This window comes from Chitinophaga pollutisoli (assembly GCF_038396755.1).
Taxonomy (GTDB): Bacteria; Bacteroidota; Bacteroidia; order Chitinophagales; family Chitinophagaceae; genus Chitinophaga; species Chitinophaga pollutisoli.
The window spans coordinates 4981317-5002736 of record NZ_CP149822.1 but is presented as its reverse complement, the minus strand read 5'-3'; the positions used below and the strand labels follow the sequence as shown (position 1 = coordinate 5002736).

Annotated in this window: 16 protein-coding genes and 1 pseudogene; 10 read left to right on the top strand and 7 right to left on the bottom strand. The window is 55.9% G+C overall.

All coding sequences use genetic code 11. From position 1 onward, the window contains the following. Nucleotides 1-10 precede the first annotated feature (10 nt). From WJU16_RS21260 to WJU16_RS21225, 8 genes and pseudogenes are all read left to right on the top strand, one after another. Complete coding sequence (locus tag WJU16_RS21260) at nt 11-511, top strand: FKBP-type peptidyl-prolyl cis-trans isomerase (RefSeq protein ID WP_341835413.1); 501 nt, start codon at nt 11-13, stop codon at nt 509-511. 136 nt (nt 512-647) lie between these two features. Next, nucleotides 648-1157: pseudogene (locus tag WJU16_RS21255) on the top strand (RNA polymerase sigma factor); the annotation flags it as partial. 119 nt (nt 1158-1276) lie between these two features. Then, nucleotides 1277-1936, top strand: a complete 660-nt coding sequence (locus WJU16_RS21250) for a FecR family protein (protein WP_341835412.1) — start codon at nt 1277-1279, stop codon at nt 1934-1936. Continuing rightward, nucleotides 1933-2229 carry a DUF4974 domain-containing protein gene (locus tag WJU16_RS21245; protein WP_341835411.1) on the top strand — a complete coding sequence of 99 codons (297 nt, stop codon included), beginning with the start codon at nt 1933-1935 and terminating at the stop codon, nt 2227-2229. Before WJU16_RS21250 ends, WJU16_RS21245 begins: the two co-directional genes overlap by 4 nt. 242 nt (nt 2230-2471) lie before the next feature. Next, nucleotides 2472-5966, top strand: a complete 3495-nt coding sequence (locus WJU16_RS21240; RefSeq protein WP_341835410.1) for a SusC/RagA family TonB-linked outer membrane protein — start codon at nt 2472-2474, stop codon at nt 5964-5966. Between the two features lie 12 nt (nt 5967-5978). Continuing rightward, on the top strand, nt 5979-7376 hold the full coding sequence (locus WJU16_RS21235) for a SusD/RagB family nutrient-binding outer membrane lipoprotein (protein ID WP_341835409.1): 1398 nt from the start codon (nt 5979-5981) through the stop codon (nt 7374-7376). 94 nt (nt 7377-7470) lie between these two features. Continuing rightward, entirely contained in the window at nt 7471-8919 is a 1449-nt protein-coding gene (locus WJU16_RS21230; RefSeq protein WP_341835408.1) for an L-serine ammonia-lyase, read from the top strand. Nucleotides 8920-8982: 63 nt separating this feature from the next. Next, nucleotides 8983-9537, top strand: a complete 555-nt coding sequence (locus WJU16_RS21225; protein ID WP_341835407.1) for a hypothetical protein — start codon at nt 8983-8985, stop codon at nt 9535-9537. Between the two features lie 54 nt (nt 9538-9591). Here the strand turns inward: WJU16_RS21225 and WJU16_RS21220 are convergent, their stop codons facing one another. Further along, a complete protein-coding gene (locus WJU16_RS21220; RefSeq protein WP_341835406.1) occupies nt 9592-10494 on the bottom strand; it encodes a peptidoglycan DD-metalloendopeptidase family protein in 903 nt (300 codons plus the stop codon). A gap of 54 nt (nt 10495-10548) precedes the next feature. Here WJU16_RS21220 and WJU16_RS21215 point away from each other — a divergent pair, with 54 nt between their 5' ends. Both WJU16_RS21215 and WJU16_RS21210 read left to right on the top strand, forming a co-directional pair. After that, nucleotides 10549-12102, top strand: coding sequence for a methylmalonyl-CoA mutase family protein (locus tag WJU16_RS21215; RefSeq protein WP_341835405.1), 1554 nt, complete (start codon nt 10549-10551; stop codon nt 12100-12102). A gap of 31 nt (nt 12103-12133) precedes the next feature. Continuing rightward, on the top strand, nt 12134-13036 hold the full coding sequence (locus WJU16_RS21210; protein ID WP_341835404.1) for a class I SAM-dependent methyltransferase: 903 nt from the start codon (nt 12134-12136) through the stop codon (nt 13034-13036). A gap of 79 nt (nt 13037-13115) precedes the next feature. Here WJU16_RS21210 and WJU16_RS21205 read toward each other — a convergent pair whose 3' ends face one another. The 6 genes from WJU16_RS21205 to WJU16_RS21180 all read right to left on the bottom strand — a co-directional run bounded on the left by WJU16_RS21205 (nt 13116) and on the right by WJU16_RS21180 (nt 21320). Next, complete coding sequence (locus WJU16_RS21205; protein WP_341835403.1) at nt 13116-14252, bottom strand: TlpA disulfide reductase family protein; 1137 nt, start codon at nt 14250-14252, stop codon at nt 13116-13118. A gap of 27 nt (nt 14253-14279) precedes the next feature. After that, entirely contained in the window at nt 14280-14687 is a 408-nt protein-coding gene (locus WJU16_RS21200; protein ID WP_341835402.1) for a RagB/SusD family nutrient uptake outer membrane protein, read from the bottom strand. Between the two features lie 86 nt (nt 14688-14773). Continuing rightward, nucleotides 14774-15799 (bottom strand): RagB/SusD family nutrient uptake outer membrane protein, encoded by a 1026-nt coding sequence (locus WJU16_RS21195; protein WP_341835401.1) that lies wholly within the window; start codon nt 15797-15799, stop codon nt 14774-14776. A 10-nt stretch (nt 15800-15809) separates the two neighbouring features. Continuing rightward, nucleotides 15810-19262, bottom strand: a complete 3453-nt coding sequence (locus WJU16_RS21190; RefSeq protein ID WP_341835400.1) for a SusC/RagA family TonB-linked outer membrane protein — start codon at nt 19260-19262, stop codon at nt 15810-15812. 205 nt (nt 19263-19467) lie between these two features. After that, nucleotides 19468-20622, bottom strand: coding sequence for a FecR domain-containing protein (locus WJU16_RS21185; RefSeq protein WP_341835399.1), 1155 nt, complete (start codon nt 20620-20622; stop codon nt 19468-19470). Nucleotides 20623-20681: 59 nt separating this feature from the next. Next, on the bottom strand, nt 20682-21320 hold the full coding sequence (locus WJU16_RS21180; protein ID WP_341835398.1) for a sigma-70 family RNA polymerase sigma factor: 639 nt from the start codon (nt 21318-21320) through the stop codon (nt 20682-20684). Between the last annotated feature and the right edge of the window lie 100 nt (nt 21321-21420).

Below are 21420 nucleotides of genomic sequence, written 5' to 3'. Positions count from 1 at the left end.
CTTAAATCGCATGAAGAAACATTACCTGGGCCTGATCGCCCTCCTGGGCATTACCCTGGCAGTAGCCTGCAAGAAAGACAAGGACGATGAAGTGCCTTACGACGAAGTGAAACAAGCGGCCATCGACGAACAGACCATCAAGGACTACATCGCGGCCAACAATATCACCGGTATGCAACGCGATTCGACGGGCGTATATTGGAAAGTGCTGCAAAACGGGATTAATGAAGATACTATCGCGCTGGACGACCGATTCAACATTTCCTACAAAGGCTGGCTGCTGAACGGCACCCGGTTCGATTCCGCCAACAACACTACTTTCAACGACATCCGACTCGGCAGCACCGGGCTGATCGCCGGGTTTAAAGTGGGGCCGCAAAAGACTTCAAAGAAAGGGGTGGTGCAATACCTGATCCCTTCCGTGCTGGGTTACAGGAACCGCCAGCAGGGTAGCATTCCGCCCAACAGCGTATTGAAGTTTGAAGTAACGGTGAACGATTTCTATTATTAATCGTATCCGGGAAACCGGAGAACATACCTGATGCCCGCCCGGTTCCTGCCGGTGCGGGCATTTTGCTTTACGGGGAAATTATAGTACATTTAGAAAGACCAATATCTAACGCAAATCCGGTACTATTCCCGTCGATATGCACCGACCGCCCGTTCACATATCCCCATCCGCCATGCAGGAGCGCCGCTTCCTGGAGGTTTTCCATGACCAGGAGGCCCGTTTGTACGCACTGGCACTCGGCATGACAAAATCTGCGGCATACGCGCAGGACCTTGTGCAGGAAACCTTTCTTAAACTCTGGGAGCACCGCGAAAAACTGGCCGATATCCGGAACATGGACGCGTGGCTGTACCGGGTGATGGAAAACAAGCTCATGGACTTCCTCCGCAAAGCCGCGGCCGACGAGCGGATGCGCGAGCAAATATGGAGCGCCCTGTCCCAGGAGCCCGCTTCCCCCGCCACCATTACCGAAGACCGCGAATACCACGCCCTCGTCGGCAAAGCCATCGACCGCCTCCCGCCCCAGCGGCGCCTCATTTACCGCCTCAACCGCGAAGAAGGCATGAGCTATATGGAAATCGCTGACGAGCTCAACATCTCCCGGCATACCGTCAAAAACCAACTTTTCTCGGCCTTGCAGGCCATCCGCTCCTTCCTCGTCAAAACTTCCGGCCCCCTCCTTATCTTTTTTTCACTTTTTTCTCCCGGCAATAGGAACATATCACCGCTGCTTCGTCTTCCCATGCATATACACCAATTCAAAGCATGGAAGAACGGATACAATACCTTTTCAAACGCTACCGCGACAATACCTGTACGCGGCAGGAATATGAGGAATTCTTCGCCCTGCTCCGGCAAGCCGGCCACGACGACACCCTGCGCGAATTGATCCGCCAGGCCTGGAACAGCGACGAGGAACTGCCGCATGCGGAAACGTACGTCAACGCCCGCGGCCGCCTCATACACCCTGCCGGCCGGCAGTTGAAACTGGTGAAGTTCGCCGTAGCCGCCGCCCTGATCACCATCGTGGCCACGGGCACATGGCTCCTCTACCCTTCGGGCAGCGCCCAGGCGCCGGCCATGCAGGGGCAGCAGACCGCCCGCAGCGAGGTGCGCCGGCTTAGTTTGCCCGACGGCACCCTGGTTTGGCTCAATACGGCCAGCAACCTGCGTTACGCGGAAGATTTCGGGCAGGAAGACCGTACCGTCTACCTCTCAGGCGAAGCCTACTTCGACGTGGCGCAGGACGGCGGGAAGCCTTTTATCATCCACACGGGGCATATCTCAACCACCGTCCTCGGTACCGCGTTCAACATCCGGGCATACCCCGGGCAGGAAGACGTGACCGTGGCCGTAAGCAGCGGGAAGGTAAAAGTGCGGTACGGGAAGGAAAAACAGCAACCCTCACCGGCGGGCAACAGGTGAAAGTCAGGTCCGAAGTCATGAAAGACGAAGCGCCCAAAACCATTAAATCGGAAGACGCGGCGCCATGGAAAGACGGGAAGATGCTGTACGACGGGGAAAAGCTGGAAGACATCATCAGCGACCTGGAGCGTACCTACGACGTGCGCATCCGGCTGATGCGGCCCGGGCTGGGAGAAGAAACCGTTTCCACCTCCTTCCGCCGCGACATCGGGGCGGGCGAGGCGTTGAAAATATTGTGCAAGCTGACAGACAGCCGGCTGACGCTGGCCAACGGAATATATTCGATCCATTAACCAAAATCTGCACTCATGGCAAATTCCTGTAAAAGATTGTCTGGGTAACACCTGAAATGCGGAGAGCCGCTCCGATTGCGACCCGGCTGCGGCTCCTCCTGCTTTTCAATAATCCCTATTCGGTAATTATTAAACACATCAAAGCTATGAATTTGTATGTAGAAAACAGCAATTTCATCGACCCCCGCATGCGAAAAGGGCAGCCGCCAAAACCCGGGCTGTCTCGTCTCAACTGGTTGATTATGAGAATATCCATCCTGGCCATCTTATTGACTTTCAACGGAATCCTGGTTGCGGCGGACGGCGCCGGGCAGGATATCCGGAAAGTAATTGTTTCGGTCGATCTTAACAATGTTACGCTCCGGCAGGCGTTGCGGCAGATAGAATCGCTGGCGGACTGCTCATTTACGTATAAAACCCGCGACATCGAAGGGCACGGCAACGTGACCTACCGCGCCGCGGGCATCCCCGTCGGCCAGCTGCTGGATGCGTTGCTGCTGCCCAAAGGCTTGCGGTACGAGCAGATCAACGATCATATCCTGATCCGCAAGGCGCCTGGCAATACGGAGGTTTTTGAAGCCGTACCGGCCGAGGCCCCCTCATTCGACGGCGGCATCCGTGGTATCGTACGCACCTCCGACGGGCGGCCACTTCCCTTCGCCACCATCCAGATCGCCGGAACGTCGCAAGGTGACGTGGCCGATTCCGAAGGGCGCTACAGCATCAGCGGGCTCAAAGCCGGCACTTACACGCTGAATGCCAGCGCCATGGGGCATCAAACGCAAAGTATAACCGTCACCGTGACCGACGGGTTTGCCACGGCCGACTTCACGATGTCGGAAAACAACCAGCAGCTGTCGGAAGTAGTGGTAACGGCCCTCGGCATCAAGCGCGACGAGCGTTCGCTGGGGTATGCACGACAGGGCGTAAAAGGCGATAACCTGACGTATACGAAAGAACAAAACGTGATCGGTTCCCTCGCCGGCAAAATCGCCGGGGTGCAGGTGACGGGCTCTTCCGGCGCCAGCATGGGCGGCACGCAGAAGATACAGATCCGCGGGGTCAACGCCCTTAGCGGCGCCAGTCAGCCGCTCATCGTGGTAGACGGGACGCCCATTTCCAACTCCAACTACGCCAGTTTCGACGGGGCGGATTATGGCAACCTCGCGCAGGACATCAATTCGGAAGACATCGAGTCGGTGGATGTGCTGAAAGGCCCCGCCGCATCGGCGCTATACGGTTTACGCGGGCAATACGGCGTAATCATGATCACCACCCGCAAAGGGCGGAAAGGGCCTAAAAAAGTGAACGTGACCCTCAACAGCGCGTTCTCGCTCGAAAGGGCCGGTAACTTCATGCCTATGCAAAATATCTACGGCGGCGGTTCTACCCAAACCTGGAGCACCAACGCACAGGGGCAGAAAGTGGCAGGACTGAGCGTCGATGAAAGCTGGGGGCCAAAGGCCGACGGAACACCAGCGCGCCAGGTGTTCAGTTATTACCCCCTCGACCCCACTTACGGAAAGGAAACACCATTTGTGGCATATCCTGATAACATCAAAGACTATTACGAAACCGGGTATACGTTCAATAATGGCGTCAATGTTTCGGGCGGCAACGAGAATACGGCTTTCCGCCTCAGCTACAACAACACCAGCATCGGCGGCGTGGAACCCAATACCTGGCTGAGAAGGAACAACCTCGGTTTCAGCGGCTCGCTCGACATCACGCCCAAACTGACCGTGAGCACCAACCTGAACTACGCCAACAACAGCGCCCAGCGGCCTAAGCAAGGTTCGGAAGACGGCGCGCGGTTTATGGTACAGTGGTTCCAGCGGAGCATGGACATGCGCCGGCTGAAAGATTACAGATACGCAGACGGGCGCATCCTGGGTTGGAGCATCGCCACGCCGACCGTTGCGAATCCCCTGCCGCGGCTCACCAACTGGAACAACCCTTACTTCCTGGCTTACGAAAGCCCGACCAACGACGGCCGCGACCGCTTCTTCGGCGACGTGGGCCTCAGCTACCAGGTGCTCCCGGGGCTGAAGGTAAGCGGTTTTGCGCGCGGTGATATGTTCACGCAGGGGATCGAGTCGCGCCATGGATTCGGGGGGCTCGGTGTGCCGTCGTATGCCGTCGGCAAGTACCAGAACACGGAAATGAACTATGAATTCCTTGCCGAATACAATAAATCCTGGGGCGATGTTTCCCTGAATGCGAACGTAGGCGGTAACAGTTACCACCGCAAGTATACGTATATGACCGGCGCTACCGTGGGCGGCCTCAGCAGCCCGGACTTCTTCAACCTCGCCGCTTCGGTGGACCGCCCCTCGCTCGCCAATTACGAGCTGGAGAAGAAAGTCAGGAGCCTGTACGGGATGTTCTCCCTCGGCTTCAGGAACCGGTATTTCGTGGAAGCATCATTGCGGAACGACAACTCATCCACCCTTCCTCCCGGCAACAATTCTTACTACTACCCCTCGGTTTCGGCAAGCTATGTATTCAGCGACGACCTGAAATGGAAAGCGCTCAACTACGGTAAACTGCGCCTCAGCTACGCGCAGGCCGGCAGCGACCTGGCTCCTTTCCAGACGAGCGGCGAACTGGCCATGGGCACCATTTACACGCTCGGCGCCACCGCGATCAATACCATGTACATCCGCGACGGGCTGCTAAATCCGAATATCAAGCCTTCGTTCGCGCATGCATATGAAGCGGGCGTGGACCTGAAGTTCCTCGACAACAGGCTCGGCATGGAATTCACCTGGTACATGCAAAAGAACCGGAACCAGATCCTTCCCCTCACCCTTTCCGGCACCAGCGGGTATGCCAGTACGATCATCAACGCGGGGCTTATCCGGAACAGGGGTATCGAATTATCCGTGAGCGCCACGCCGGTACGCACGAATTTCTTTACCTGGAACACCATCTTCAACCTGAACCGCAACCGGAACATGGTCGTGGAACTGGCGCCGGATATCAATGTGTATCCCTATGACAATACGCGTTACTCGCAGGTGGACAGCTACATCAACTCCTACGTAGGCGAAGAATTCGGCAGCCTCATCGGCAAGGCATACCAACGCGATTCCGCCACGGGCATGATTCTGCTCGATAATAATAACATGCCGATGTATACTTCCGCCACGCATAACTTCGGTTCCGTGCTACCTGATATGACAGGGGGCTGGCAGAATACATTCAAAATCTGGAAGTTTGACGTGGGCGCGATGATCGACTGGCAGAAAGGCGGCCAGTTCTTCAGCCGTACCTGGATGCTGGCCCACAAGACCGGTATCGCTCCGGCCACTGCTGAAATGAACGACCGCGGCAAGAATGTGCGCGACCCGGTGGCGGAAGGCGGCGGCGTGAAAGTGAAAGGTATTTCCAATACGACGAAAGAATATGTGGAAGCTTATGTTGACGCCAAAACATACTGGCGCACGCACGTGGCCACGCATGTGTATGAAGAATGGCTGGTAGATGCCTCTTACATCAAATTGCGGGAGCTGCGGCTGGGATATACTTTCGAGAAGAAAGACCTCGGCAGGCTGCCCATCAACAGCATCAACCTGGCCTTCATCGCCCGCAATCCGGCCATGCTCTGGCAAAAAGCCCCCAAAGGCCTCGATCCCTCCGAATTATCGACCGGCTCCACCTCCATCAGCTGGAGGGAAAGCGGGCAGTCGAACACGGTGCGGTCTTACGGTGTAAATCTTATTGTGAACTTCTAATTGCTGACCGTCATGCGAAAAATCAATATACTACTCTTCTCCGCCTTGATGCTGGCCGGCTGCAACAAATTCGGGGACATCAACGTCAACCCCAACCTTCCGTCCAAAGCTTCCAACATGCAGCTCATCTCCAACGCACAGCTAATGTTGCCGGTGCTCCAGGAATCGCCGCAGGGGGAATTTTACGCGCAATATTTCATGGAAACGCTCTACCCGAACCTTTCCCTGTATACCGAGCCATCCGCCAGCTTCTATACACTTTATTTCGATCCGCTCATGAACCTGGAAAGAGTGCTCACCCAGCCAGAACAATTGCCGGCAGACGGCCCCATGCCCAACCAACTCGGGATTGCCAAAGTGCTGAAGGCTTATTTCTTCTGGCATATTACCGACCGCTGGGGCGATGTCCCTTATTCCCAGGCGCTCAAAGGCGGCGAACGGGTGACCACGCCCGCGTACGACACCCAGGAATCCATCTATACCAGCCTGTTTGCCTTGCTGACAGAAGCTTCCGACGGATTCGTGGCCGGGAACGTCACCAACGATATCCTTTACAGCGGCAATCCCGACAAATGGAAGAAACTCGGCAATACGGTCCGCCTGCTCATGGCGCTCCGCATGTCGGAAGCGAATGCCACCAAGGCTCGTGAAGAATTCAATAAAGCCATCGCCGCGGGGATCATGACTTCCAACGACGATAACTTCATCTTTAAAAACCTGGCCGACGCCAACAACGAAAGCTATTGGTACAACCAGTGGACCCGCATGGGCCGCGAATGGTGGGCGCCCACCGAACTGATGGTAAACCTGCTGAAGGATGCCGGCGATCCCCGGCTGGCAATCTATGCCACCCCCCGCGAGCAGGACGGTACCTACGTAGGCCTGCCCTACGGCAGCCTCGACGGCTCCACGCTGTCGAAATACTCCCTGGTCGGCGAAGCCGTAAGAACGCAGGATGCGCCCATCTACCTCGTCACCTACGCACAGGCGCTCTTTGCCCTGGCGGAAGGCGCCAAGCGCGGGTGGATCACGGGAGGAGACGCCAAAGCGAAGGAACACTACGACGAAGCGATTAAACAATCCCTGCTGCAATGGACCGGCAGCTCCAACGGGCATGCAGATCTCATCGCGCAACCCAGCGTGGCGTATGCGCCGGCTAACGCGATACAGCTGATCGCCACCCAGCGCTGGGTACACCTCTACATGCACGGCTTTGAAGCCTGGGCGGAGTACCGCAGAACCGGCTTCCCGGCGATGGCCACCGCAGCAGGGAAAGCCGTGCCGAACCGCCAGACGTACCCTGCAGACGAATCTTTCAACAACGGCGATAATTACCGCGCCGCCATCAGCCGCCAGTTCGCCAACGCGGGCGACGACCCTTACGGCAAAGTCTGGTGGGATAAGAACTGAGGATTACAACAAAAAACGGAACCGCCATATGAGACAACGCGCCGCCCGCATGGGCGGCGCGTGCTGTTTTGTTTGTGCCTTCAATCCCTTAACTTTGAAGGCTAAACCTGATATTTTGCCACACGAGTGCATTTCCGTATTTGACATCTTCAAGATCGGCGTAGGCCCGTCCAGCTCGCATACGCTGGGCCCCTGGCGCGCCGCCATGCGTTTCCTCGACGAAATGAAAGCCCAGGGCAGGCTGAACGACATCAGCAAACTGTCTGTACTGCTGTATGGCTCCCTCGCCAAAACGGGCCACGGCCACGGCACTGATATCGCCGTGCTGCTGGGACTTTCGGGCGACGATCCCGTTACCTTCGACGTGAACCAGATCGATTCCAAGATCGATGGCATCCGCCGCGACTGCAAGCTGCACCTGCGCGGCGAGCGCTTCATCGACTTCGATCCCGTTACCGACATCGCATTTCTTTACGAAGAATCCCTTCCCTTCCATCCCAACGCACTGACCTTTCTGGTAACCCTTCACAACGGCGAACAGCTGGCGGCCACATACTATTCCATTGGTGGCGGTTTTGTGGTGAAAGAAGGCGAGACCGGCGGCGGCGGGAGCAGCGTAGACCTGCCTTTCCCGATCGACACGGCGCGGCAGTTATTGCAATGGTGCATCAAAACCGGCTATTCCATTTCCGAACTGGTGATGGAAAATGAACACGCCTGGCGCAGTGAAGCCGAAACAAAATCCGGCGTACTGAAGATTTGGGAAGTGATGCGTGACTGCACCTACCGCGGATGCCACACCACCGGCGAATTGCCCGGCGGGCTGAAAGTAGGCCGCAGGGCGGCGGCGCTCAACAAAAAGCTGTTGAAAGGACGTGAATACACTGATTATATTTCATGGATTGAAGCCATCCGCGCGGGTGGCCAGCATTTTAGCTATACGCTCGACTGGGTGAGCTGTTTCGCCCTGGCGGTGAACGAAGAAAACGCCTCTTTCGGCAGGGTGGTGACGGCGCCTACGAATGGCGCCGCCGGCGTGATCCCCGCTGTTTTGCAATATTATATCGCGTTCTGCGACGGGTTGCACGACGACAAGATCCTGCAGTTCGTGTTGTGCGCTTCCGAGATCGGGAGCATTTTCAAGAAGCGGGCCACCATTTCGGCGGCAATGGGCGGTTGCCAGGCGGAAATCGGGGTATCTTCAGCCATGGCGGCAGCGGCACTCACAGAATGCCTTGGCGGATCGCAGCGCCAGGTGCTGATGGCGGCGGAAATCGCCATGGAGCATCATCTTGGCCTCACCTGCGACCCCATCGGCGGCCTGGTGCAGGTTCCCTGCATCGAGCGCAACACCATGGGCGCGATCAAAGCCATTACCGCCAGCCAGCTGGCATTACAAAGCAACCCGGAACTGGCGAAAGTATCGCTGGACGCGGTGGTGAAAACCATGTGGGACACGGCCCTGGACATGAATTCCAAGTATAAGGAAACTTCCGACGGGGGATTGGCGGTCAATATTCCGATCAGTTTGCCGGAATGTTGACAAAAGAAAGTCTCATAGATTAAGATTTCCTTTTATATTTGTATATTTAAACGTCACCCTATTATGCCCACTAACCAGGAATTGTTATTTATCGTGATCATCGCCGGCGCGGTGGTGCTCCTGATTTATACATTGAAAGACACTTTGAAGAAAGGAGATAAGAAATCGAAAGTGCAGGAAGAGAGCGAAGAGAAAGGCATTTCGGCTTCCGGTGCGCACCAGGCCGACATCGTGTTGCCATTGCAGCTGCAGGCATATGAGCGGATCATCCTGTTTGTGGAGCGTATTGCGCCGCAGAACCTGATCAGCCGTGTGAACCAGCCGGGGTTTACGGTGCTGGATATGCAGATCGGCATGGTTTCGAGCATCAAATCTGAATACGATCACAATGTATCGCAGCAGATTTATGTGACGCCCACGGCCTGGGAGGCGGTGAAAACGGTAAAGGAACAAACGATCTCCATCATTAACCAGATGGCGCTGAAACTGCCGCCGGATGCGGCCGCCATCGAGCTGAACAAGCAAATCCTTGAACTGTTTATGCGGCAACCGGAATCGCCTTCGGATATCGCTGCGGAGATCATCAATGCGGAAGCGCGGAAACTGATGAAGAAGTAATTTTTTTGTTGATAAAAAGACGGCCCCGGGTATTCCGGGGCCGTCTTTTTTATATCAGGTATTTTTCTTGCGGATCATTTCGTTGAGCAGGTAGCCATGGCCGTTGAACAGGATGTAGAGTGGTTCGGAAGCGTACCAGGGGCGGTCTTTTTCTTTCCGGTGCACCTGGATGTGGAGGTGCGGCTCGGCGCTGAAGCCGGAGTTGCCGACGCCGGCCAGGGGCTGCCCTACCTTCACTTCGTCTCCCTCTTTCACCACAACGCTCCCCTGCCGGAAGTGCCCCATGAAAACGTAGTACCCGCCGGCATCGATGAGAACGGCGTTCATATTCCGCGGGCCCCGTTTCATATTGGGTGGAATGTTGTCCGGGTCTTCACCGTTGGCACGGATCACGCGGCCCGCACAGGGGCTGTATACCGTATCGCCGAAGATGGCGTAATCTTCCAGTTTTTTGGAGAACACCGTATTGGCCCGGTTCCCCCAGCCGTTGAGCTTCACGATATCCATCGCATATACCGCCCCGCGCAAGCTGAAATGGAACAAGTTCGATGGCAGACCCTTCCCGCCCTGGATGACGAAATAACGGCCTTTTTTAAGGGGAAAATCCAGCTCCACAGTGCGCGGCTTGCCGGTAGTGCCGGTGAAATACAATACCACCCCCAGCGCCAGCACCACAAACATCGCCAGCCGGAAAAACGGGGAACGTGCAGGCTTCACCGGTTGGCGGCGGATCAGCCAGAAAAGTAAACTGCAAACATATAATCCGCCGAAAACATATTTGAGATAGATGCTGCCGTATACCCAGGTACCGTAGAGATACACAAACGCCGCCAGCGAAAGCGACAACATTACCGTGTAAACGGCGTCAGGAAAGGGCCTGCGCGCGCTGCGGCGCATGAGGTGAATGCTCAGGAAAGCCAGTCCGACGGTAGTGCCCAATAACAAATAAGGAATCATGGCCAGTCAACAAATTTTACCGCAATTTATCGTTTTTACCCTAACATTGTAAATATGGAAAAGCCAATCAAGACCGATTCTGGGATCGAAATCCGGCCGTTATACACCAACCCGGTACCGATGGACGAATTACCGGGCCGCTTCCCCTTTACCCGGGGCATCCACGCCACCATGTACCGCGACAAACTCTGGACCATGCGGCAGTACGCAGGTTTCAGCACCGCGGAGGAATCCAATAAAAGATACCACTTCCTGCTCAGCCAGGGCGTTATGGGCCTCAGCGTCGCCTTCGACCTGCCCACCCAGATCGGGTATGATTCCGACCATGCCATGGCCGAAGGCGAAGTCGGCAAAGTGGGCGTAGCCATCGATTCGCTGGAAGATATGGAAACGCTTTTCGCAGGCATCGAACTGGAGAAGGTCTCCACATCCATGACCATCAACGCCACGGCGTTCATCCTCCTTGCATTTTACATCGCGCTGGCGAAAAAGCAGGGCGCCGACCTGCAGAAGATTTCCGGCACCATTCAGAACGATATTCTCAAAGAATACGCCGCCCGCGGCACTTTCATCTATCCCCCGCAACCTTCCATGCGGCTCATCACCGATATTTTCGATTATTGCAGCCGGGAAGTGCCGAAATGGAACACCATTTCCATCAGTGGGTACCATATCCGCGAAGCGGGCGCCAATGCCGTGCAGGAGCTGGCTTTCACGCTGTCCAACGGCAAGGCCTACCTGAAAGCCGCGCTGGAAAAAGGGCTGGATATCAATGTATTCGCCAAACGCCTCAGCTTTTTCTTCAACGCGCATAACCACCTGTTCGAAGAAGTAGCCAAGTTCCGCGCGGCGCGCAACATGTGGGCGCACATCACCCAAAACCTCGGCGCCACCGATCCCAAGGCGCAAATGCTGCGCTTCCATACGCAAACGGGCGGTTCCACCCTCACCGCCCAGCAACCGCATAACAACATCGTCCGCGTAGCCGTGCAAACCCTTGCCGCCACGCTCGGCGGTACGCAGTCGCTGCACACCAACGGGTTCGACGAAGCCATTTCCCTCCCCACCGAATCCGCCGCGCGCATCGCGCTCCGCACCCAGCAGATCATCGGTTACGAAAGCGGGATCGCCGACACCGTAGACCCGCTCGCCGGCTCCTACTACGTGGAAGCGCTCACCAAAGAAGTGGAAGAACGCGCATGGGAGCTCATCCATAAAATCGACGCCATGGGCGGTTCCGTAAGCGCCATTGAACAAGGGTTCATCCAGGACGAGATCGCCAGGAGCGCCTATCAATACCAGCAGGAAATCGAAAACAACGAAAAAATCATCGTCGGCGTGAACAAATTTGTCGTGGAAGAAACCTCAGATACCGAGGTATTCCGTATCGACGACAGCATCCGTAAATTGCAGTCCGAAAAACTGGCATCCCTCCGCACCCGCCGCGACAACGACAAGGCAAACGCCCTGCTTGCCGCGCTGGCAGAGCGTGCCAGGACTAACGAGAACCTTATGCCCCTTGTGGTAGAAGCCGTGGAAAACTATTGCACGCTCGGCGAAATCGCAGATACGCTCCGCGATGTTTGGGGAGAATACAAGGGGATTTAATTTTGTTATCTTGCAGTCAGTTTTCTAACACATGAACCGGATCGACTACACGCATTGCCCTGTTTGCCAATCTGACCGCATCAGCTATAAGCTGACGGCCAAAGATTATACCGTATCGCAAGTACAATTCGACATCTGGGAATGCGCCGCCTGCACGGCCCGCTTCACCCAGTCTATTCCTACTATCGACAACATCGGCGCCTATTACCAGTCCGCCGAATACATATCCCATTCCGACACCCGTGAGGGGCTCATCAACCGCATGTACCACAACGTGCGCAAGATCACCATGCGTTCCAAACAGAACTGGGTGAAAACAGCCGCGGGCGTCAAAGCCGGCAAGCTGCTCGATATCGGAAGCGGCACGGGTGCTTTCCTGCATCATATGAAGCAGCTCGGCTGGGATGTTACCGGCCTTGAACCCGATGCCGGCGCGCGTGAAACCGCACAAAAGCTGTATCAGCTCGAAATGTTGCCCATCCATCAGCTTTTCGAACTGGAAGAAGGGCAGTTCGATTGCATCACGATGTGGCATGTGCTCGAGCATGTGCACGATCTGCACGGTTATCTCGAAAAAATACGGAAGCTGCTGAAGCCCGGGGGCGCACTGCTTATCGCCGTTCCCAACTACACCAGCACCGACGCGCGCCTGTACGGCGAATACTGGGCCGCATACGACGTGCCCCGTCACCTTTACCACTTCTCCCCCGTTTCCATGGACGTACTCATGCAACGCCATCAATTCCAGATCCGGCAGAAGTACCCCATGGTGTTCGACGCGTTTTACGTGAGCCTGCTCAGCGAAAAATACAAAACCGGGAAAGACAAGATGATCGCCGGCGCGTGGAAAGGCTTCCGCTCCTATTGGAAAGCCTGGCGGCATGTGAACAAATGCAGTTCGATCGTGTATGAAATCAAAGCGGCGGAAGACTGATTTCCCGCATTGTTTCCAATAACAAAAAGCCCGCTCCGGTATAACCAGAGCGGGCTTTTTTATACAAATGTTCTTACTGTTAATTCAGTACTTCCGCCAGTTTCTTTTCCAGCGCTTCACCGCGAAGGTTCTTCGCGATGATTTTGCCTTGCGGATCCACGAGGAAGTTCTGCGGAATGCCGCGGATGCCGTAAAGGCGGGCCACTTCGTTGTCCCAGAACTTAAGGTCGCTCACCTGCGTCCAGGTCAGGTTATCGTCGGCGATCGCTTTGAGCCATTTGTCTTTGGCATTGGGCTGGTCGAGGGAGACGCCGAGTACGGTGAAGTTTTTGTCTTTATACTTTTCGTAAGCCTTCACCACATGCGGGTTTTCCGCACGGCAGGGGCCGCACCACGATGCCCAGAAATCGATCAGGGTGAATTTGCCGCGGAAGTCGGCCAGTTTCACCGGTTTACCTTCGGGATCGTTTTGGGTGAATTCAGGCGCCTGTGCGCCGATGGCGGTCTTCTTCCAGCCGTCGATCGACTTGGCGAAAGCTTCGCCGCTGGCGCTGCTCTGAACGGCCGGTGCGAGGGATTTGAACAATCCTTCGATCTCACCTACGTTATCGGGCAGGGAACCGGCATATTGCTGCAATGCGTCGATGGCGATGGGCGACTTGCCGTTTGCTTTCACAAATGCCAGCTGCGCCGCTTTCTCTTCTTTACGGATAGCGTCGTATTTTTCGTTGAGCGATTTCTGGAAGGCTTCGGATTTGCGGGTTTCTTCGCTGGCGGAAGACCATTCCTTGTTCACCACTTCATATTTCCCTTTCGCGTCTTTTGTAGCGGCCAGGTATTTGTTGAAATCCGTGTTGTATTGCCCGCCGGATACTTTGGCTTCGCCAAGTCCGGCAGCGCTTTTCACGGTGATATTGCCTTTCTCAAGATAGAAGTTCAGCATTTCCTGCTTCATAGCGATGGCTTTGCCGGGAACGGGGATGGGCCGTATCACCAGGGTGCCGCGCTGCGCGTTGCCCACGGCGCCGCTGAACTGGAATGCGCCGCCCGTCAGGTCGGAGGAGTCGGTCACATTCTTCGCGTCTTTCCGGTAATACAGGTACACTCTGGAGGCTTCTTCGGGCGCCTGGATCTGCCCTTTGATCTGGAACGGAATGTCTTGCGCCAGCATCGAAAGCGGCAGCAGCATTCCTGCGAGGGTGAGGGTTTGTTTCATGATGAATATACGGTTTTAGTTTGACTTTTAAAACGTTCTGTTATCCAGCGGTACATTCCAGTGCGGATTATACTGCAGGATGGTGTTGGCAATGTTCAGAATAAATGCATCCGAATCAATAACGGCTTCGTAGGTTTCCGCCCCCAGCTTATGCACAACTTTCGTTTTCTGCCAGGATTTGCCGGCGTCGAGCACGAAGCGCTTCAGGTCCAGGAATCGCTTGATACCGCTGGCGGGCAATTCCCGCCTCCGCTCTTTCAGCACTTCGGCGATCACCTCGTCCTGCGTGCCCACCGTCAGCTGCGGCGCCTCCGGCTTGAAGCGGTACCGGCGCAACAGGTTCAGGTCCGCAATGGCTTCCGCCAGCTTGCCCGTCCGCGCATACCCTTCCGCCCGCATCAGCAATACTTCCGGATAAGTGAAGCCCGATGTCAATTGTGTCTTTGAGCCACGGTAATACTGAATCCGCTGGCCGTCATCGTAAGTTACGTCATTATACGTTGTCTTATAACCCGGCGCCGTTAAAAAAAGTAAGTGTACCGCAGATCCGTAGCAGCGTCGAACAACCCGATGAATTCCTCTGAAGGGTAACTCGACGAACTCCGCCCCGCACCGCGGTCTTCCGACCGGTACAGCAGTATCTCACGGCTGTTCACCGCCTCCAGGAAATTATCCTGCGCCTTGATGGTGCTGCTTACCGTGTTGGCGGGGTTGGTCCAGGTGAACTGGTTGTAATTATACAGCACCTTGTCGGGCCCGCCGGTGGCCGTGGCGCCCGTCCATGCGAGGTTGGCGTAATGCGCCACGCTGTCGTACCGCCGCGTGAACAGGTGATAATACGCCAGCATGGCCTGCACCGCCGTCTTATTGGCGCGCGAAGGCCAGTTGGTATTGGCCGGCGCATCGGGCAGCGCGCTGTGCATGTCGTTGGCGGCGAGCTTGAACACTTCTTCCTGCGTCGACAAATCCACCATCGGTGCATTGATGTCGGCGTTCGTCAGGTAAGGGATCGTCCGGGTATTATTCGCCGTTCCGGGTTTATAAACCGGACCATACAGGAGGTTATGCAGGAAGTACTGGAATCCACGCGCCGAACGTGCCTGCGCGAGCACCGAACGGGCATACTGCTGGTCTTCCGCGCCGATCTGCTTCAACCCCGTAATCCCATCGATGATATTGTTGTAGTACGTCACCGCGCGGTACGTTCCCCAATCCCAGAAATAATCCGAGGTATTCGGGTTGCGGTAAGGCTTGCGGTAGGTATACGCATAGAAACGATCGACGTTCGGGTGGTTGTTGGCTTTGTAAGCCACTTTCCCCATTCCTTCCGACAACTCGATATTATCGTTCAGGTAACCGACCATGCTGCCGCCGTTGTTGTCGAGGAAGATGTACTGCACCGTCCAGGTATGATCCAGCAGGTGATCGAAGTCCACGACCTCCGAAGGGATCAGCTTCCCTTTTGGCTTTACGTCGAGGAATTTATTGCAGGACGACATCGCCAGTCCCGCCGTCAGAATAATTATGATGAAACGTAGTTTACGCATGCTTTCAGTTTTAAAGGGTGAACATGATACCCACATACAATTCGGGGCGCAGCGGCAGGGTGGTGAAGCCCTGTTCGGTAAACGCGCCGGTACCGCCTGTCCTGTTGAGATCCGAGATCTCCGGATCGCGGCGGTCGCTGTTGGCCGTGATCATGAACAAGTTCCGCGACTGGAAGTACAGTTTGCTGTCTTTGATGTGCGCGCGTTTCAGGATTTCCTTCGGCAGCGTGTAGCTCAGCGTTACGTCGCGCAGCTTCAGGAAGTTGGCGCTTTCCACGAGCACATCGCTATACGGGAAATAGAACATGTCCATATTCCAGGCGGTCAGTTTCGGGTAGATGGTATGCGCCTCGTCGCCCGGCTTGCGCCAGCGCTCGGCTACGTGTTTGTTGATGTAGTTGGAACCGGTGAAAGCATCTTTCCGCAACACGTTCCCCATGCGGGCGATCAGCATGAACGACAGGTCGAACTGGCGGTAGCTGAGGGTGTTGGTCATACTCATCACATACGGCGGCCGCAGCGTACCGGCATATACGAGGTCGTCTACTTTCGCATTACCGCCACCGGTGAGCTTGCCTGTTTTATCATAAAACTGCGCCACACCGTTGTTGTCCAGTCCTGCGTAGCGATAGGCATACAATGCGTCGAGCGGGTCGCCTTCCTTGCGGATCGCGCCGCTGGTGAGGGTGGTCGGGTAAAGGAAATTCACGTTGTATTCCTTTACCGTATTCTTGTTAAACGCGAAGATGAACATCGTATTCCACACGAAATTTTTCTTCTTCAACACATCCGATTCCAGTGAAATTTCGAAACCCTGGTTGAGGATTCTCCCGGCGTTCTTCACCTGGCTCGTAAAGCCTCTGGTGGGGTCGATGGCGTCGGATGCGAGTACATCGAAGCTCATTTTCCGGTAGTAATCAAACGTCGCTTTCAGGCGGTTGCGGAATACTGCCACATCGGTTCCGAAGTTCACCACATTCGTACGCTCCCACCGCAGGCTGTTGTTCGGCGGCGAGGTGATGTTGTAGTTCACGTCGCCAACCAGCGCCGAATAACTGGTAGGATTGATGATGAGGAAGGGACCGGCGTTGAGGGAAATATTCCCGTTGATACCATACGATCCGCGAATGTTCAGCTTATCGATCCAGGGCACGTTGAAGAACTTTTCTTTCGCCAGCTTATATGTCGCACCGGCGCTCCACAGCGGCTTGTAGCGGTATTTGGGGTCAGTCCCGAAGAAGTTGGTCTGATCCAGGCGGATACTGCCGCTGACGATAAAACGGTTGTCGTATTCATAAGAACCGTTGGCGTAATAGCTTACGAAGCGGTTGTCGGCAAATGTATACGCGCCGGCCGATACGCCGGGCCTGTTAGTACCCAGCATGTCGCTGTTGTAATTGCCCGCGATGTAATCCGCGTAGTTCATGATGGCGAAAGTTCCCGCCTGATCGTTGTAGCCAAAGCGCGTGGGATACTGGTTGTTGTCCGTCTGCATCTGGCTGATTTCCATCCCGGCGATGGCCGCCACATAATGTTTCAAACCAATATTCCGGTTGAAGCCCAGCTGCCCGCGCAGCATGTAGTATTGCGAAGCGCCGCGCGTTTCGGTGACCATCGCGCCGTCGGGAATGTAATGCTTGCCGGGTGTAGTGGCGGAAGTGGCGTCGTTATACCCCAGCCGCATCCGGAACGAATTCTTGTCGTATACGGAGCGGGAATTGGTATACCCCCTCGACCAGTTGCCGCCCAGCTCCGCCGTCAGCCCCTGGGTGATGGTGGCCTGGATATTGCCCCCGAAACGGACGAGCAGGTTCTGCGTTTTGCCGATCTCCAGGCCGAGATCTTCCAGCGGGTTATAATGCAATGGCTTCAGGCCGCCGATACCGGCGTAACGTTCGTCGCGCTTCACGTTGCGCGTAAAGAGCCGCGCGGGATTGCCGTTTTCATCTACAACGGGGCTGTATGGCTGGATGAGCGAGGTAGATGTAAACCCGAGCATGTCGGTCCACTGACGCACCGGCTGCTTGGTGGTCGCGTAATTGACGTTGGTGAACAGGCTCACCCCGATATTTTTCACCGGCCGCCAGTCGTTTTTGAAATCGAGGATGAGGCGGTTGTCGTTATTGCCGATGGTATTGTTTTCGTTGGTGATGTAGCGCAGCGCTGCGTTCAGCGAATTCTTCTCGCTGCCGCCGCTAAGCGAGATGTTATGCTGCTGGTTGAACTGATGGCGGAAATAATGCTCTTCGAGCTGATCCGCCGTATTGGTATTGCGCAGCACCTGGATGCGGTCGTCGGCTTCCTTGGCGGTTACCCATCCCTGTTGTTTGGCGAGGAGGAGGTAATTCACTTCGGTCATCGAACCGTAGTTGTTATAACTGTTGAGATAGGTGTTGGGATCCTGGTTGAACAGGTCGATTTCGGCATCGATGTAATCGCTCGCGGAGGCGCGGTTGAGGTAGCTGACCTGGGGTTTGAGGGTGATGCCCGTGGAGCCCCGGTATTGTACGCGCATGGTACCCGGACGGCCCTTCCGCGTGGTGATCACGATTACCCCGTTGCTGGAGCGCGCACCGTAGATGGATGCGGCCACCGCGTCCTTGAGCACCGTGATGCTTTCGATATTGTCGATGTTGATGCTTTCGAGGTCGCCCTGGGTCGGATATCCGTCTACCACCAGCAGGGGCTTGGTTTCGGCGTTGATCGTGGATACCCCGCGGATTTCCACGTTTCCTTCCCGGGAAATCACCACGCCCGCGGCCTGCCCTTCCAGTGCGGCCCTCAGATCGGGGCGCAGCTTGGCTTCCAGGCGGGTGGGCGAAATGAAGGAGAAGGAGCCGGTGGCCCTTTCGGCGGAAATGGCCTGGTAACCGGTGTTCACCACCTGGACGGCCTCCAGCTTGCTGGAAACGGCTTCCAGCCGGAGATTGATGACCGTCCTGCCGCCGAGCGCCACTTGCTGCGGGTTAAACCCGATGGAAGTGAAAACGAGCACCGATCCCGGATCCACGTCGGCCAGCGAAAACTCCCCGTTCTCGTTGGTGAGCGCCCCTCGGGAGGAGCCTTTGACTTTCACGGACACCCCGGGCAGCGGCGCACCGTTACCATCCGTCACGCGGCCGGTTACGGTGATAAACTGTACCGCGGGCTCCGCCATCTTCGCCGCCCTTGGCATCGCAAGCAGGAAAATCGTTTTGTCTTCGATAGCGTAATGCAGGCCCTGGGGCTCCAGGACCTGTGCCAGCACATCTTTTACAGGCGCACCTTTCACGCTCAGCGTTACCGGAACGGAGCGGGAAAGCAATTCGTTGTTGTAAAAAACGATGTAGCCGGACTGCCGTTGGATCGCCTTGAAGACTTCCGTTAACGGCGCGTTTCTGACGGCCAGCGTCACTTTCTGGGAGCGGGCGGCGGCACTAACATGCAGCGCGCCGATCAATAATAGACTGGTTGATAGTTTCATAGCTCTCCACAAAACTTTGTGCTGGTACAAAGCATCAAAAAAAGCATAGATTTGACTTTGGTGATAAAAATTGGTTAGCGTCAATTGTATCGCCCCCGGCCGGTCATGTTAGCGCATCACCGGCCTTTTTATGTCGGGCTGAAAAGGTTGGTCCGTCGGTTTTCAGTTAGTCGATAAGCAAATAGTTTTTAATTGGTTAGGAATATTATGGTATGACGGTGATTACCCGTCCGTCTATCCTGAATTTCACCTGGTATTTCTCCAGTATTTTCAACACGCTGCTCAATGGCAGGCTCCGCTGGATACCGCCGCCGAAGCGGAGTTTCGACGCATCCGTGTCATATTGGACCTTGATGTCGTACCAGCGCTCCAATTCCTTCATCACGGTAGTTATATCCGCGTCGTTGAAACTGAAGTACCCGTTTTTCCAGGCTACCGCCTGCTCAGTATCCGCCGGCCTGATGCGGATGTGCCCGTTCTGCCTGATCGCCTGCTGGCCCGGCTCCAGTTGTTGCCGGTTGACGGTCACCGCACCTTCGAGGAGGGTAACGGTGGACGAGGGCTCTTCTTCATAAGCCGCCACATTGAAGTGCGTCCCCAACACCTGCACGTCCATCCCACCAGCAGCTTTTACGATGAAGGGCTTTCCGGCATCCTTCGCTACTTCGAAATACGCTTCGCCAGTCAGCTCCACGATCCGCTCCTTCCCTACAAACGCCGTCGGGAAGCGTAAGGAGCTGGCGGCGTTGAGCCAGACCTGCGTGCCGTCGGGCAGCGTCAGCCGGAATTGCCCGCCCCTTGGCGTCGTAAGCGTGTTCCAGGCCGCTACGGTTGCATCTTCGTCTTCGTTATACGCCACCTGCCCGTCCTGCAACTTGCTGATCCGGGTGGTGCCTTGTTGCGCCAGCTTTCCATCCGCCGCCGCGTCCAGGTCGATCACATCACCGTTGGCCAGCATCAGCGAAGCGCGGTTGCCGCCGGGCGGAACGTCGTTTTTATACCGCCCTTCCATCGAAACCGCCGCAGCGGGCAATTTTTCCCGATGTGTATACTGCCAGGCTCCCGTTGCCAGAATCCCCGCCACCACGGCCGCTGCCGCCCATTTCCACCAGGTGCGCCGCTGGGGTGCAAGCTGCACGCCGGCATCCGCCTCCAGGATGCGCTGCCGCACCGATTCCCAGCAGCCGGCATCATAATCCGCCGCCGCGGGCGACGCCGCCATCATTTCAGACAAAATGGGTATAAAAAGAGCTGCTTTACTTTCGTCCTGCAACAATGCGTTGAGTTCTTCCGCTTCGGCCGCAGATGTACGGCCATGAAGGTGCAAACCAAGTAAATACCTCAGTCTTTCTTCCTGCATAAAATCGTAAGTTCATTTGTGGAATAGTGCCAGTCGCTCTGGGGCACGCAGCCCCTCCGTTATATAAGAATCCGCCCGAAAGGGAAAGGACCTATCATCTCAAAAAATATTTTCCATCCCGCCAGCAGCATTACAAAAGGGATCAGCCTGCCATGACGCACCAGGTACTGCCGGATATCCCTCAATGCCAGTACCAGTGTATTTTTCACAGAATTGGGCGATAATCCCAGCGCATCCGCGATCTCCGGGATGCTCATCCCCTGCTGCCGGCTCATGGTAAAAATTTTCTTCCGCTGCGCCGGCATATGCCCCACCGCTTCCGCAATCAGCCGCCGCGTTTCCCGCATGGCGATTTCCGCGGAAAGACTGTCGTCCACCTCCTCGCCCACTCCCGAACCCGCGCGCAGCTTCATTTCCCGGGCCTCCTTGCGCATCCAGGTATAACATTCGTTCGCCACCACTTTATAGAGCCAGGCTTTCGGCTGCTCCACACCGGGCAGCTTGTCGCGGCTGAGCCATACGCGCAAAAACGAGGCCTGCACCACTTCTTCGGCGGCGGCCTGTTGTTTTACCATGCGGAGTATGAACGGGTAGAGCGCTGAAACGGAATGCCGGAATAAAATACCGAACGCTTCCTCGTCTCCTTCACTGATCCGGTGAAACAGTTGGTTGATGTCGATTGGCAATAGTTGGTCCATGTATGCGCTGTGTCATCCGGTTAGGTGCTGTCAGATAAAAGTACTGAAAATGAAGTATGTTTTTCCGCAGGGGCAAAAAAAAGCCGGTCTGTGCAGACCG